Annotated in this window: 14 protein-coding genes; 10 read left to right on the top strand and 4 right to left on the bottom strand. The window is 71.5% G+C overall.

Going from position 1 to position 13,985, the window contains the following annotated elements; all coding sequences use genetic code 11:
• The first annotated feature begins 2 nt into the window (after positions 1 to 2).
• Complete coding sequence (locus OG737_RS17130) at positions 3 to 503, top strand: GNAT family N-acetyltransferase (RefSeq protein ID WP_328927023.1); 501 nt, start codon at positions 3 to 5, stop codon at positions 501 to 503.
• 77 nt (positions 504 to 580) lie between these two features.
• Here the strand turns inward: OG737_RS17130 and OG737_RS17125 are convergent, their stop codons facing one another.
• Positions 581 to 1,477, bottom strand: a complete 897-nt coding sequence (locus OG737_RS17125; protein WP_328930370.1) for an NADP-dependent oxidoreductase — start codon at positions 1,475 to 1,477, stop codon at positions 581 to 583.
• 150 nt (positions 1,478 to 1,627) lie between these two features.
• On the opposite strand from OG737_RS17125, the gene OG737_RS17120 reads away from it, so the two are divergent.
• The 3 genes from OG737_RS17120 (at position 1,628) to OG737_RS17110 (ending at position 4,603) form a co-directional block, all read left to right on the top strand.
• Positions 1,628 to 2,044 (top strand): helix-turn-helix domain-containing protein, encoded by a 417-nt coding sequence (locus tag OG737_RS17120; protein ID WP_328927022.1) that lies wholly within the window; start codon positions 1,628 to 1,630, stop codon positions 2,042 to 2,044.
• Positions 2,045 to 2,108: 64 nt separating this feature from the next.
• A complete protein-coding gene (locus OG737_RS17115) occupies positions 2,109 to 2,852 on the top strand; it encodes a Mut7-C RNAse domain-containing protein (protein ID WP_328927021.1) in 744 nt (247 codons plus the stop codon).
• Between the two features lie 134 nt (positions 2,853 to 2,986).
• A complete protein-coding gene (locus OG737_RS17110; protein WP_328927020.1) occupies positions 2,987 to 4,603 on the top strand; it encodes an FAD-dependent monooxygenase in 1,617 nt (538 codons plus the stop codon).
• On the opposite strand, the gene OG737_RS17105 is transcribed toward OG737_RS17110, so the two are convergent.
• Positions 4,591 to 5,097 carry a hypothetical protein gene (locus tag OG737_RS17105; RefSeq protein ID WP_328927019.1) on the bottom strand — a complete coding sequence of 169 codons (507 nt, stop codon included), beginning with the start codon at positions 5,095 to 5,097 and terminating at the stop codon, positions 4,591 to 4,593. The genes OG737_RS17110 and OG737_RS17105 overlap by 13 nt on opposite strands.
• A 140-nt stretch (positions 5,098 to 5,237) precedes the next feature.
• Between OG737_RS17105 and OG737_RS17100 the strand changes: the two genes are divergently transcribed.
• The 3 genes from OG737_RS17100 to OG737_RS17090 all read left to right on the top strand — a co-directional run bounded on the left by OG737_RS17100 (position 5,238) and on the right by OG737_RS17090 (position 7,353).
• Positions 5,238 to 5,573 (top strand): YnfA family protein, encoded by a 336-nt coding sequence (locus OG737_RS17100; protein WP_405921723.1) that lies wholly within the window; start codon positions 5,238 to 5,240, stop codon positions 5,571 to 5,573.
• Between the two features lie 73 nt (positions 5,574 to 5,646).
• Positions 5,647 to 6,417, top strand: a complete 771-nt coding sequence (locus OG737_RS17095; protein WP_328927017.1) for an SDR family oxidoreductase — start codon at positions 5,647 to 5,649, stop codon at positions 6,415 to 6,417.
• Positions 6,418 to 6,714: 297 nt separating this feature from the next.
• On the top strand, positions 6,715 to 7,353 hold the full coding sequence (locus OG737_RS17090; protein WP_405921722.1) for a Uma2 family endonuclease: 639 nt from the start codon (positions 6,715 to 6,717) through the stop codon (positions 7,351 to 7,353).
• 74 nt (positions 7,354 to 7,427) lie between these two features.
• Here the strand turns inward: OG737_RS17090 and OG737_RS17085 are convergent, their stop codons facing one another.
• Entirely contained in the window at positions 7,428 to 8,621 is a 1,194-nt protein-coding gene (locus OG737_RS17085) for an RtcB family protein (RefSeq protein ID WP_328927015.1), read from the bottom strand.
• Positions 8,622 to 8,812: 191 nt separating this feature from the next.
• Between OG737_RS17085 and OG737_RS17080 the strand changes: the two genes are divergently transcribed.
• The 3 genes from OG737_RS17080 to OG737_RS17070 all read left to right on the top strand — a co-directional run bounded on the left by OG737_RS17080 (position 8,813) and on the right by OG737_RS17070 (position 12,051).
• Entirely contained in the window at positions 8,813 to 9,679 is an 867-nt protein-coding gene (locus tag OG737_RS17080; RefSeq protein WP_405679057.1) for a DUF3558 domain-containing protein, read from the top strand.
• Positions 9,680 to 9,829: 150 nt separating this feature from the next.
• Complete coding sequence (locus OG737_RS17075) at positions 9,830 to 10,597, top strand: DUF3558 family protein (protein WP_328927013.1); 768 nt, start codon at positions 9,830 to 9,832, stop codon at positions 10,595 to 10,597.
• Positions 10,598 to 10,770: 173 nt separating this feature from the next.
• Positions 10,771 to 12,051, top strand: coding sequence for a DUF2637 domain-containing protein (locus OG737_RS17070; protein WP_405921721.1), 1,281 nt, complete (start codon positions 10,771 to 10,773; stop codon positions 12,049 to 12,051).
• A gap of 78 nt (positions 12,052 to 12,129) precedes the next feature.
• On the opposite strand, the gene lysS is transcribed toward OG737_RS17070, so the two are convergent.
• Positions 12,130 to 13,857: a lysine--tRNA ligase gene (lysS, locus tag OG737_RS17065; RefSeq protein ID WP_328927011.1), complete on the bottom strand. Its 1,728-nt coding sequence runs from the start codon at positions 13,855 to 13,857 to the stop codon at positions 12,130 to 12,132.
• Positions 13,858 to 13,985: the final 128 nt, after the last annotated feature.

The raw sequence follows: 13,985 nt of genomic DNA, 5'->3' as shown, positions 1-13,985 counted from the left end.
GCATGAAATCCGTACTGCTGACCCCCTGGGGCGACGGGGACTTCTGGCTGCTGGAGCGCAAGAACGAACCCGCCATGACCGAGCACCTGGGCGGCCCCGAGCCGGCGGAGAAACTCGCCGACAGGCAGCGGCGCTACGAGGCCCTGAGCGCGCGCGAGCCGGCGGCCGGGCGGATGTTCCGGGTGAGCGCCGACGGTGCCGGTGTCGGCTCGGTCGGCTTCTGGGAACGGGAGTGGCAGGGCCTGCCGGTCTACGAGGCCGGCTGGGGCATCCTGCCGGAGTTCCAGGGCCGCGGCCTGGCGGTGGCCGCGCTGGCCGAACTCCTCGCCTACGTCCGGACCCACGGCACCCGCGACACCGTCCACGCCTTCCCGGGCACGGACCACGCGGCGTCCAACGCGGTCTGCCGCCGGGCGGGCTTCGAGTGCCTGGGCGAAGTCGACTTCGAATACCCGCCCGGAGTCCCCCACCCGAGCTACGACTGGGCCTACCGGATCCGATAGCGCTGTGACCGGCAAGGTCCACCCGGCCCTTCCGGCCACAGCAGCGGCCCCCCGCACCGGCCCCCGCCACGGACAGGTCACGCGGTCAGGACGATCCGCCCGCGCGTCCCCGGAGTCGCCAGGTGGGCGTGGGCCTTCGGGGCGTCGGCCAGCGGGAAGGTGTCCGCCACCCGGAGGGTGAGCGCGCCCGCGTCGACGAGGGAAACCAGCCGGGCAAGGTGCTCCCCGTCCGCGGCGACCTCCTGCTCCGCCACTCGGATGCCGCGCTCGGGAGCGGGCGCGGCGCCGGGGATCAGGCCGACGTAGACCCCGCCGTCGCGGACGAAGGCCAGGGCGGGGTCTCCCAGGACCGCCGTGTCCAGAACCCCGTCCACGGGCCCGGCCGGAGCCTCGCCGCGCGGTACGAAGGCAGCCGCGCCCAGGGACCGTACGAGCTCCTCGTCCTGCGCACCCGCCAGGGCCGTCACCACGAGGCCGGCCCGCGCGGCGAGCTGGACCGCGAGGCCGCCGACCACGCCCGCCGCGCCGGTGACGAGCACCGAGGACCCGGGGGCGAGCCCCAGCAGGTCCACGGCGCGTGCGGCGGTGAGCCCGCTCAGCGGGAGTGCCGCCGCGGCCACCGCATCCACGGTGGTGGGCGCGGCCGCCACGGCGGAGGCGTCGAGCACCGCGTACTCCGCGTGCGTACCCAGCGGCTTGACCGGCCCGTAGTGCAGCCCCACGACCCGGTCGCCGCGGCTCCAGCCGGTCACGCCGGCCCCGGCCTCGACTATCTCCCCGGCCACGTCCCAGCCGAGTCCGAGCCGCTGCCCGGCGCCGCCGAAGACGCCGGCGCGGACCGCGCCGTCCACCGGGTTGATCCCGGCGGCCCGCACGCGGATCAGGACCTGGCCCGCGGCCGGCCGCGGCACGGTCACCTCGGTCAGCTCGACCTGCTCCGGCCCGCCGAACTCGTTCACCACTGCCGCCAGCATCGTCGTCTGCTCGCTCATGTCGACTTCTCCCGTTCGCTTCGTTCGTCAGTCAGTTCGCTCGTTCGCGATGAGCACTAACTTAGGGAGAGGTACTCTCTTTTCGTAAGTACGCACTTCGAGGTGCGTACCCGACCCGGAAGTGGGGCACCCATGGCCACCCGCACCGCCGCAGCCCGCCGCGAAGACGCCCGCTACGCCTACGACGCCTTCCTCAAGGAGTGCCCCACCAGCCAGCTCCTGGCGCGGATCAGCGACAAGTGGGTCGGCCTCATCGTCAGCGCCCTCGGCCAGGCCGAGGACCGCTCCATGCGCTACAGCGACCTCGGCCGCAAGATCCCCGGCGTCAGCCAGAAGATGCTCACCCAGACCCTCCGCTCCCTCGAACGCGACGGCCTGGTCACCCGCACCGTCACCCCCACCGTCCCCGTCCGCGTCGACTACCGGCTCACCGACCTCGGCAGCAGCCTCGGCTGCCTCCTCTCCTCCGTGAAACTGTGGGCCGAGAACCACTTCGACGAGGTCAGCGCCCACCGCGACAGCTACGACCACGCCGCCGCGACCTCCTGACCCCTGCCACCCGGCCTCCTAAAACCAGCCGCGTCCACCGCCCCGGCAGTGGCATGCTGACAGGGTGAACGGACCCGGTATTCAACTCACCCTCGCCCCCGAACTGCGCCTGTTCGCCGCGCCCAGCCGGCGCACCGAACGCGTACCGACCGCGACCGACGGCGCCTCCAGCCTCGGCCACGTCGTCGAATCGGCCGGCGTCCCGCTCACCGAAGTCGGCCGCCTCCTCGTCGACGGCCACGAGGTGCCCGTCTCCTACGTGCCCCAAGACGGCCAGTCCGTCGAGGTGTTCGGAGTCGACCGCCCCCAGCAGGTCCCCGGCGCCCCGCTCCGCTTCCTCCTCGACGTCCACCTCGGCACCCTCGCCCGCCGCCTGCGCCTCCTCGGCGTCGACGCCGCCTACGAGAACGAGGACATCGGCGACCCCGCCCTCGCCACCCGGTCCGCCGCCGAACAGCGCGTGCTGCTCTCCCGCGACCGCGGACTGCTGCGCCGCCGCGAGCTCTTCGCCGGCGCCTACGTCTACAGCGACAACCCCGACGAGCAACTGCGCGACATCCTCGGCCGGTTCACCCCCGTCCTCGCGCCGTGGACCCGCTGCACCGCCTGCAACGGCCCGCTCCACGAAGCCGACAAGGACAGCGTGGGCGACCGCCTGGAACACGGCACGCACCGCTCCTACGACGTCTTCGCGCAGTGCACCGACTGCGAGCGCGTCTACTGGCGCGGGGCCCACCACGCCCGCCTGGAGCGGATCGTCGACGAGGCGCTCGTCGAATTCGGCACCGCCGACTCCGGCACCGCCTGACGCCTGACGCCTGACGCCCGGCGCCCGGGGTACCGCCCCGGCGCCTGACGCATCTGACGCCCGGCGTTCCCGGCCGCCCGACCCGGCGCCCGGTACACCTCCCCGGCGGTCCCCGGCTGGCAGACTGCCGAGGTATGACCTTCGCCAAGGACGCAGAGGGCAAAGAGGACCCGGCGGACACCGAGGACATCATCGACGTCGTGGTGGTCGGCGCCGGCCCCACCGGACTGCTCCTTGCCGGGGACCTGGCCGCCGCCGGACTCTCCGTCACCCTCATCGAACGCCGCCCGCGCACCGCCCCCAACCTCACCCGCGCCTTCGCCGTGCACGCCCGCACCCTCGAACTGCTCGACGCCCGCGGGCTCGCCGACGAACTGGTCTCCACCGGCCGGCGGATCGACCGCCTGCGCCCCTTCGGAGGCATGGCTCTCTCCTTTCAGCGGCTGAGCACCCGCTACCCGTTCACACTCGTCACCCCTCAATACGAGACAGAGAAACTCCTGGAGCGTCGCGCGCTGTCCACAGGCGTCGACATCCGATATGACTGTGGGCTCATCGGACTACGTCAGGACCGCGACACCGTCACCCTCGACGTACGCACCTCCAACGGCACCTCCAACAGCGCCTCCAACAGCACCTCCGACGCCGCCCACGACGGCCCGCCCGACGCCCCCCGCACCTCGTCGCTCCACGCCCGCCACGCCGTCGGCGCCGACGGCGTCCGCTCCACCGTCCGCACCGCCCTCGGCCTGCCCTTCCCCGGCCAGGCAGTCGTCCGCTCCATGGTCCTCGCCGACGTCCGCCTGGCCCAGCCTCCCGAAGAGCTCCTCGCCGTCGACAGCAACACCGACTCCTTCGCCTTCTTCATCCCCTTCGGCGACGGCTGGTACCGCGCCATCGGCTGGCGCCGCGACAGCCGCGCCCGCGACACGGACCCCGTCGACCTCGACGAACTGCGCGCCATCGCCCGCACCGCCCTCGGCACCGACCACGGCATGCGCGACCCCCGCTGGATCTCCCGCTTCCACAGCGACGAACGCCAGGTCCCCCACTACCGCTCCGGCCGCGTCTTCCTCGCCGGAGACGCCGCCCACGTCCACTCCCCCGCCGGCGGCCTCGGTATGAACACCGGCCTGCAGGACGCCGCCAACCTCTCCTGGAAACTCGCCGCCGCCCTCCACGGCCACACCCCCGACCCCGAAGCCCTCCTCGACAGCTACCACCGCGAACGCCACCCCGTCGGCCGCCTCGTCCTGCGCATCAGCGGCGCGCTCGTCCGCGCCGTCATGGCCTCCGGCCCCGTCCGCCGCACCGCCCGCAGCCTCGGCGTCGCCCTCCTCCCCCGCATCGGCCCCGCCCAGGACCGCGCCCTCGGCCTCGTCTCCGGCATCGGGATCGCCTACCCGCCACCACGCGGCACCCACCGCCCCGCCGGCCGCCGCGCCCCCGACCTCGCCCTCACGCCCGGCCCCCACGGACAGCGCCTGTACGAGGCCCTGCGCGCCGGCGGCTTCGTCCTCATCACCCCGCCCGACCGGACCACCCCGCCCGGAGCCCCCCTCACCCACGTCCACTGGCGCACGGAGCGGCGTACCGCCTGCGTCCTCGTCCGGCCCGACGGGTACATCGCCTGGAGCGCCCCCCGGGCCACCGACGGCGAACTCACCGCGGCCGTGGCCGCCTGGCTCCTGCCCGCCTCCCGCAGCGCCGGCTCCGGCGCTGCGGGAGGCGGCCCCGCTCAGAAGGCGTAGGAATCGCCCGTATCCAGCGCCAGCACCACGTGCTCGTTGTTCTCGAGGTTCCGGTCCGTCGCGCCGCCGTTCCACCACGTGTCGACCCGCACCACCACCTCCGGCGCCGCCTCCCGCAGCCCCAGCGCCAGCCCGATGTGCCGCCCCCGCCCGTGCAGCGGCAGCCGCCCCGTCTCGCACACCACCTCACGCAGCCCTGCCCGCGCACAGCCCGGCGCCAGCTCCTGCCGGTCCGCCAGCGCCGCCGACAGCCGCACCCGCACCGTCGCGTTCGGCAGCGCGGACGGCCCCTCGTTCTGCGGGACCAGCAGGATCCGCAGCTGCGCGTGGGCCAGGGAAACCCGGCCGTGGTACGCCACGTCGGCCTCCGGCTCTGCCTCCGCGGGGACCGGCCCCGCGGGTACCGGCCCCGCGGAGGCCGCCCCCGCGGGCAGACCACCGCCGAACACCAGCAGCCCGGCCAGCACCACACTCCGTACGGCAACACGGCGCATCGCCACCACCTCCACGCGCGGACGCTAGCCGCCACCCGGCCGGACCGGTCGGACCATCACACGAATGAGGGCACGCCGTCCCGCCATTCGCGCGCCGCCCCCACCCCTCCCCACCCGCCCCCGTGCGTAGGCTTCCGGCCATGCTGATCGCCCGCTCCGCCGCCCTCTTCGCCCTGGCCGCCCTCCTGGAGATCGGCGGCGCCTGGCTCGTCTGGCAGGGCGTACGCGACCACAAGGGCTGGGCCTGGATCGGCGCCGGAGTCATCGCCCTCGGCCTCTACGGCTTCGTCGCCACCCTCCAGCCCCAAGGCGACTTCGCCCGCGTCCTCGCCGCCTACGGCGGGGTGTTCGCCGCCGGATCCCTCGTCTGGGGCGTGGTCGCCGACGGCTACCGGCCCGACCGCTGGGACGTCATCGGCGCCCTCGTCTGCCTCGCCGGCACGGCCGTGATCATGTACACCCCGCGCGGCCACTGAACCCCGGCGACCCCACGGGCCCCGCCTATGCTGGCGGGGAATCGTCCGTACGAACGAACCAGGAGCCCCGCACATGAGCACGGCCACCAAGACCGCCGTAGTCACCGGAGCGAGCAGCGGCATCGGCGCCGCCACCGCCCGCCAGCTCGCCGCGGCCGGCTACCACGTCGTACTCACCGCCCGCCGCAAGGACCGGATCGAGGCCCTCGCCGCCGAGCTCACCGCGGCCGGCCACTCCGCCGCCGCCCACGCCCTCGACGTCACCGACCGCCCCTCCGTCGACGCCTTCGCCGCCTCCCTGGAGCGCTACCCGTCGGTCGACGTACTGGTCAACAACGCGGGCGGCGCCATCGGAGCCGAGCCCGTCGCCACCGGAGACCCCGCCGACTGGCGCACGATGTACGAGGTCAACGTCATCGGCACCCTCAACGTCACCCAGGCCCTGCTGCCGGCCCTCACCGCCTCCGGCGACGGCACCGTGGTCGTCCTGTCCTCCACCGCCGGCCACTCCACGTACGAGGGCGGCGCCGGCTACGTCGCCGCCAAGAACGGCGCCCGCGTCCTCGCCGAGACCCTCCGCCTGGAGATCGTCGGCCAGCCCGTCCGCGTCATCGAGATCGCCCCCGGCATGGTCAAGACCGAGGAGTTCGCGACCACCCGCTTCCGCGGCGACACCGAGAAGGCCGCGAAGGTGTACGCGGGCGTCGCACACCCCCTGTCCGCCGACGACGTGGCCGACACCATCACCTGGGCGGTGACCCGTCCCAGCCATGTCAACATCGACCTCCTGGTGGTCCGCCCCCGCGCCCAGGCCTCGAACACCAAGGTCCACCGCGAGCTCTGACCCCTACGGGGACGAGCACGGCCGCCTTCAGGTGCGGCACGAGGGCCGCCGGCTCCAGCCCGGCGGCCCTCGCCGCGTCCAGGGCCCGCTGAAGCTCCGCCGCCGGCGTCGGCGGCGTCTCGCCCCAGGTGGTGATTCCCGACGCCCGCCCGCGCGAACCCGGAGGGCCCGAGGGCGAGCGACAAGCACGCGGGATCTCCACACCGCACGCCATGATCTAGACCAACTCGGCCCGTCAACCCCCGGCCCACAAGCCGAAGTTGACGCCGTACGCCCCTCCCGGGCCCGTATGGGTGAATGCGCGCGGATTGTCGGCGGGCACGGCTACGCTCCGGAAGCGTGAGTCACGAAAGGGAGGAAGCTATGGCCGTGATACAGCACGAGACCACGATCGCGGAGGCCGCCGATCGACTCTCCAGGGAGCTTCCCGGGCACCGAGTGGAAATTCTCCAGGGACGGCTCACGGTGACACCACCCGCCGATGGGCGACACGCCCGAACGCCGACCCGGCTCACCGTGGCCTTTCACGAGGCAGGGGCCGAAAAGGCGGGCCTGGAGTTCCTCCAGGGCATCGGCATCTGGCTGCCCACCGGCGAGGACGACTACGCCATCCCGGACTTCTCGCTCGTCGAGGCGGACTTCCTGGACCACAAAGTCGTGAGGAACTGCTACCGGCACGATGTCTTCCGCATGATCCTCGAGGTCACCTCCTCGAACTGGGCGGACGACACCGGCACCAAGGTGGAGAGCTACGCCAAGGCCGACGTACCGGTCTACGTCATCGCCGATCGGCACCACGACGAAGTCGTGATCTATACGGATCCTCGCGGCACGACTTACCGCCTGCGCAGAACCTTCAAGCGCGGCACGACACTCACCCTTCCCGACCACCTCGGAGTGACCGTCGAGCTACCGGTCGACATGCTGCTCGACTGAGCGAGAGCAACGCGGAGGGGCCCGGACCGATCACGGTCCGGCCCCTCCACTCCCCCGACAACTGCACGCAGGTCTCAACCCTTGACGCAGACGAGAGCCTTGAGCTTGGCCACGACCTGCACGAGGTCCGTCTGCTGGTCGATGACCTGCTCGATCGACTTGTACGCGCCGGGGATCTCGTCCACGACGCCCGAGTCCTTACGGCACTCCACGCCTTGAGTCTGCTCCGCCAGGTCGCGCGCCGAGAATCGCTTCTTCGCCGCCGTCCTACTCATCTTCCGGCCCGCGCCGTGCGAAGCCGAGTTGAAGGACTTCTCGTTGCCGAGGCCCTTCACGATGTACGAGCCCGTACCCATGGAGCCCGGGATGATCCCGTAGTCACCGCTGCCCGCACGGATCGCACCCTTGCGCGTCACCAGCAGGTCCATACCGTCGTACCGCTCCTCCGCCACGTAGTTGTGGTGGCAGCTGATCTCGCGGTCGAAGGAGACCTTCGCCTTCCGGAACTCCTTCCGGATGACCTCCTTGAACAGGCTCATCATCGCCGCGCGGTTGTACTTGGCGTACTCCTGCGCCCAGAAGAGGTCGGTTCGGTACGCCTCCATCTCGGCCGTCGCTGCCAAGAACACCGCCAGGTCGCGGTCGACCAGGCCCTGGTTGTGCGCGAGGCCCCGAGCCACGTTGATATGGAACTCCGCCAGCTCGTTGCCGATGTTCCGCGATCCGGAGTGCAGCATGAGCCAAACCGCCCCGGACACATCAGTTGAAAGTTCAATGAAGTGATTCCCGGACCCGAGGGTTCCGGTTTGCCGCATCGCCCGGTCCCGCCGGAACTTCACCGCATCCGCGACGTAGTCGAAGCGCTCCCACAGATCCCCGAACCCCGAGTCCGAGAACCCGTACAACCGCGCGGGATCCAGCGCCTCCTTGTGCATCCCGGCCCCCACCGGGATCGCCTGCTCGATCTTCGACCGCAGCTTGGACAGGTCCCCCGGCAGGTCGTTCGCCGTCAGGGAGGTCTTCACCGCCGACATGCCGCAGCCGATGTCCACGCCCACCGCCGCCGGGCAGACCGCGTCCTTCATCGCGATCACCGAGCCGACGGTGGCGCCCTTGCCGTAGTGGACGTCCGGCATGACGGCCAGGCCCTTGATCCATGGGAGGGTGGCGACGTTGCGCAGCTGCTGCATCGCGCCGTCCTCGACCGACGCCGGGTCGGTCCACATCCGGATCGGGACCTTCGCCCCGGGCACCTCTACGTACGACATAAGGACTCAATCCCCCGACAACAACAGAAAAGCCTGAATACGCAAAAAGCCTCGCTCTTGGTCCCAAATACGACAGGGGACCGGCGCCAGCACCAGCGTGTGCGATAGACATTGTGTCCATCCGCGCCCAAGTCGCGGCAACGCATTTTCCTGACCGTCGGGGGCCCGCCGGTCGAAGGGAGCCATTGGACGTGCAGCGCAAGGCGGTACGGCGAACCCTGCCGGGCATCGCGATGCTCACCGCACTCGTCGCCGGGGCGGCCGGCCTGACCGGGTGCACGAGCGGCAGCGGTAAAGGGAGCACCAGCGACTCGAAGGCCGGCGGCAGCTCGGCCGCGCCCGCCCAACCAGGGAAGTACCGCATCCTGCCCGCGCCATGCAAGGCCGGAGCCGACAGCAAGCGCCTCAAGGCCATGCTTCCGGCCGCGGACTCGCTCACCCCCGAACAGCGCGACCAGCTCTACGCCGGCACCGCGGACGCCTCGTACGACGGCGACCGGCGCGTCGGCTGCCGGTGGACCGCGCAGACGCCCGAGGAGACCCGGCTGCTGTCGGTCGGCTTCGAGCGCGTGGTCTCCTACGACCGGGCCGTCGCCAGCGACGACGACAAGGCGCGCCAGGTGTACGTGCGCCAGCTCACCGACGCCCACCTGCCCTTCCCCGGCCCGAGCCTCAACCCCACGCCGGCCGCGAGTACGCCCGCCGCTCCCCCGGCGGCCACCGCACCCGCCACGGCGCCCTCCGGCGCTCCCTCCGGCGCTCCCGGCTCCGGATCGCCCTCGCCGGCCGGAAGCCCGTCCGCCCCGCCCGCCGAGCTCGGTTCCCGCGTACTGGAGGGCCTCGGGACCGAGGCCTTCATCGACGACAAGCTGAGCCCCGCCGGGGCCACCGCGGCGCAGTCCCGCACGGTTCGGATTGTGTTCCGCACCTCGAATGTCATCGTCACGCTGGAGTACAGCGTGCAGCCCGCGCTGCCCGGCACGGTCCCGTCGAGCGCCGAAACCCAGGACAAGGCACGGCAGTTGGCGCAGGCTCTGGTCGAGCGCCTGGGCGAGTGAACGGGGCGCGCCGTGGCCCCGGGTGACGGCGCGCACAGCACGGCGCCACCCGATCGGGCTACCGTTGCCCGGGTCCCCTGTCCGAATCCGCGTCCGGATCCACATCCGGATCCGCGTCCGAAGAAGACCCCCTCACGCACTGAAGGAAACATGCACCGATCAGCCTCGCGCCTCACCCGCGTTCTCGCCTGCGCAGCCGTCCCGGTGATCCTCACCGTCGCCGGGTGCTCGTCCGACTCGGGCAAGGAGTCGGGCTCGGACGGCGGCAAGAAGCCCAGCACCGCCTCGTCCTCCAAGCCCAGTGGCAAGCCTTCCGTGGCCCTGGAGAAGGCGGCGTTCGCCACGCTGCCCGATCCGTGCAAGGCGGTTCAGGGCGGGACGATAGACACGCTCGTCCCGGAGGCGAAGGACAAGAACGGTTCGGCGACCAAGTCGAACGACCTGGCCAGCCGCGCCAGCTGCTCCTGGAACGGTCTGGACGAGGACGGTCTGAAGGGCTCGCAGTACCGCTGGCTCTCGATCTCCTTCTTCCGCTACGACTCGCACGCCTCCCTCGGCAGCGCGAACAAGCGCGCGGAGGAGCAGTACAACAAGCAGGTCGAGCTGTCGAAGGCGTCCGAGGGCGCGCAGAACGTGAAGGCGGATGCCGCGGGCGGGATCGGCGACCAGGGGACGTCGGTCGTCTACAGCGTGAAGAAGGAGGTCGACTTCTTCAACACGACGATCGTGGCGCGCACCCAGAACGTGGTCGTCACGCTCGACTACAACGGTGCGGCGTACGAGGGTGCCGGCGCTCCGGACCAGGCGAAGCTGCTCCAGGACGCGATCACGGCGGCCAAGGAGGCCGTGGCCTCGGTCGACGCGGCCAACAAGCAGCAGCAGCCGGAGCAGCCGCAGTCCCCGCAGCCCGCACAGTAACGGAAGTTACGCGCATTTCGGGTGTTTCGGGAGTAACTGGGCTGGCAGAGCAGTGACATGGAGTCACCCGTACGCTGTGCCTGCCGCAGCTCGGTAAAGGCTGGGTAAGGTCTCAGTGCTCGGCATGCCATGGGCATGTGCTCGACAAGGGGAGGGGATCGCGGGTGGCCGCGATGGAGCTCACTCGTACGCACCGGATACTCATCGGCGTCGTGGTCGCCGGAGCCGTCGTCATCGCGGCGATAGGTTTCGCGGGCTCGTACTCCGCGGTGCGCGCGCTCGCCCTGCAAAAAGGCTTCGGTAACTTCTCGCTCGTCTTCCCCATCGGCATCGACGCGGGCATCTGCGTGCTGCTCGCGCTGGACCTGCTCCTGACGTGGATCCGGATCCCCTTCCCGCTGCTGCGCCAGACGGCGTGGCTGCTGACGATCGCGACGATCGCCTTCAACGGTGCCGCGGCCTGGCCGGACCCGCTGGGCGTCGGTATGCACGCCGTGATCCCGGTCCTGTTCGTGGTGACGGTGGAGGCGGCCCGGCACGCGGTGGGCCGGATCGCGGACATCACCGCGGACCGGCACATGGAGGGCGTGCGCATCACCCGGTGGCTGCTGTCGCCGGTGCCCACGTTCAAGCTGTGGCGCCGGATGAAGCTGTGGGAGCTGCGCTCCTACGAGCAGGCGGTCGGCATGGAGCAGGACCGGCTGATCTACCAGGCCCGGCTGCAGGCGCGGTACGGGCGGGCCTGGCGGCGCAAGGCCCCGGTGGAGGCGCTGATGCCGCTGCGGCTCGCCCGCATCGGTGTGCCGCTGTCGCGGACGGCGCCGGAGGCGCTGGCGGTGACGGGGATAGAGCCGGCCGTGCTGCCGCCGCTGGAGCAGCAGGTCGCACCGGAGCAGCAGCCGGCCGCGGCCGCGGCCCTGGAGGCCCCGGTTCCGGCCGCCCCCGCCGCCGGGCAGGCCCAGCCCCAGGTGCCCGCCCCGGGGGCCGCCACCCACGCCCCGCAGGCTTTCGCGGTGGAGCCGACGGCCATGCCCGCCGCGCACAACAGCGCCTGGTTCGCGGCGCCGCTCGCCCCGCAGGCGGCGTACGAGGGCGGCTACAACCCCCAGTACGTCGAGGGCCTGGAGCCGATCCCGGTCATGCCCCCGGCGGGCCCGGAGGACCAGCAGGGGCCGCAGCAGGAGCAGTTGCCGATCCCGGCTCCCCGCCAGGAGGACCTTTCCGAGGACCCGGCCACGGTCATCGACGAGGTGAAGTTCGCGGAGGCCGCGTACGAGGTCTTCCGGGCGTACATCGAGGAGAACGGCAAGGTCCCCAGCCCCGAGCAGGTCGACATATACCTCTCGGACCGGCACGGGATCGTGCACCCGCGCAGCTTCACCACGATCACGCGGCTGATGCCGGACCTGAAGCAGCGTTACCAGCGCGATCTGGAGAACGAGCACATCGCGTAGGAAGCACACGCAGGTACGCGGAAGGGCCCGCACCCCTCGGGGTGCGGGCCCTTCCGCGTCACGCGGTGTCCCGGAGCCTCAGACGGCGAGCAGCTTGCGCACCCGGTCCGCGCCCACCGCCAGCAGCAGCGTGGGCAGCCGCGGCCCGGTCTCCCGGGTCACGAGGAGCCGGTAGAGCAGGGCGAAGAAGGTCCGCTGCGCGACCTTGAGCTCCGGCGTCGGCTTGGCGTCGGGCTCCAGCCCGGCCATGACCTTCGGCACGCCGTAGACCAGTGTGGTCAGCCCGTCCAGCGACCAATGGGAGTCCAGTCCCTCCAGCAGCAGGCGCAGGGATTCGCGTCCCTCGTCGTCCAGGGAGGACAGGAGCTCCGCGTCGGGCTCCTCGCGTACGAGGGTCCGCTGGTCGGCGGGGACCTGGGTGGTGATCCAGTTCTCCGCGCGGTCCAGGCGCGGCCGTACCTCGTCGAGCGAGGTGAGCGGCTTCTCCGGCTCCAGGTCGGAGAGGATGCGCAGGGTCTGCTCGTCGTGCCCGGCGGTGACGTCGACGACGGACGCGAGCGTCCGGTACGGCATCGGCCGCGGGGTGCGCGGCAGCTCGGCGGCGGCGGTGCGCACGGCGCGGGTGTGCGCGGCGGCGTCGGCGGGCAGTACGGAGCCGTCGGCGACCTTGGCCTCCAGCTTGTCCCACTCGTCGTAGAGCCGCTGGATCTCCTGGTCGAAGGCGATCTTGAAGGACTGGTTCGGGCGGCGGCGCGCGTACAGCCAGCGCAGCAGCTGCGGCTCCATGATCTTCAGCGCGTCGGCCGGGGTCGGGACCCCGCCCTTGCTGGAGGACATCTTCGCCATGCCGCTGATGCCGACGAACGCGTACATCGGTCCGATCGGCTGCTCGCCGCCGAAGATGTGCACGATCTGGCCGCCGACCTGGAAGGACGAGCCGGGCGAGGAGTGGTCGACGCCGGAGGGCTCGAAGATCACGCCCTCGTAGGCCCAGCGCATCGGCCAGTCGACCTTCCAGACGAGCTTGCCTCGGTTGAACTCGCTGAGCTTGACCGTCTCGGTGAACTCGTCCTCGGTGCAGACGTAGGTCATCTCGGTCGTCTCGTCGTCGTACGAGGTGACCTTGGTGAAGTCCTTGCCGCACTCGCCGCAGTACGGCTTGTACGGGAAGTACCCGCCCTCGCCGGTGCTGCCGTCGTCCTCGGCGGCGGCGCCGGAGCCCTCGGCGGCCTCCAGCTCGGCCTCGTCGACCTGCTTCTGCTGGGGCTTCTTGCCGCCCGGCTTCTGCTTGGTGCGGTACTGGTCGAGGATCGCGTCGATGTCGCCGCGGTGCTTCATCGCGAACAGCACCTGCTCGCGGTAGACACCCGCGGTGTACTGCTCGGTCTGGCTGATCGGGTCGTACTCGACGCCCATCTCCGCCAGCGCCTCGACGAAGACGGCCTTGAAGTGCTCGGCCCAGTTCGGGTACGCCGATCCGGCCGGGGCGGGCACGGCGGTCAGCGGGCGCCCGATGTGCTGGGCCCACGACTCGTCGATGCCGGGGACACCCGCCGGCACCTTGCGGTACCGGTCGTAGTCGTCCCAGGAGATGAGGTGGCGGACCTCGAAGCCCCGGCGGCGGATCTCGTCCGCGACCAGGTGCGGGGTCATGACCTCACGGAGGTTGCCCAGGTGGATCGGGCCGGAGGGGGAGAGTCCGGACGCGACGACGACAGGTTTGCCGGGTGCTCGGCGCTCCGCCTCGGCGATGACCTCGTCCGCGAAACGGGAGACCCAGTCGGTCTCGGTGCTGCTCTGAGCCACGACACGTCCTTCTATCTCGAATGCTGGCTTCAGCCATTCTCCCAGACGGAACGGGCCACTCCGAGGTTGCTTTCGCCGGGGGAATCTCCTGAGAAACGAAGGGGCCCCGCGTGGGATACTCGGCACTT

The organism is Streptomyces sp. NBC_00122, assembly GCF_045160845.1.
Classification (GTDB): Bacteria; Actinomycetota; Actinomycetes; order Streptomycetales; family Streptomycetaceae; genus Streptomyces.
This window is presented reverse-complemented; position numbering and strand designations above follow the sequence as displayed.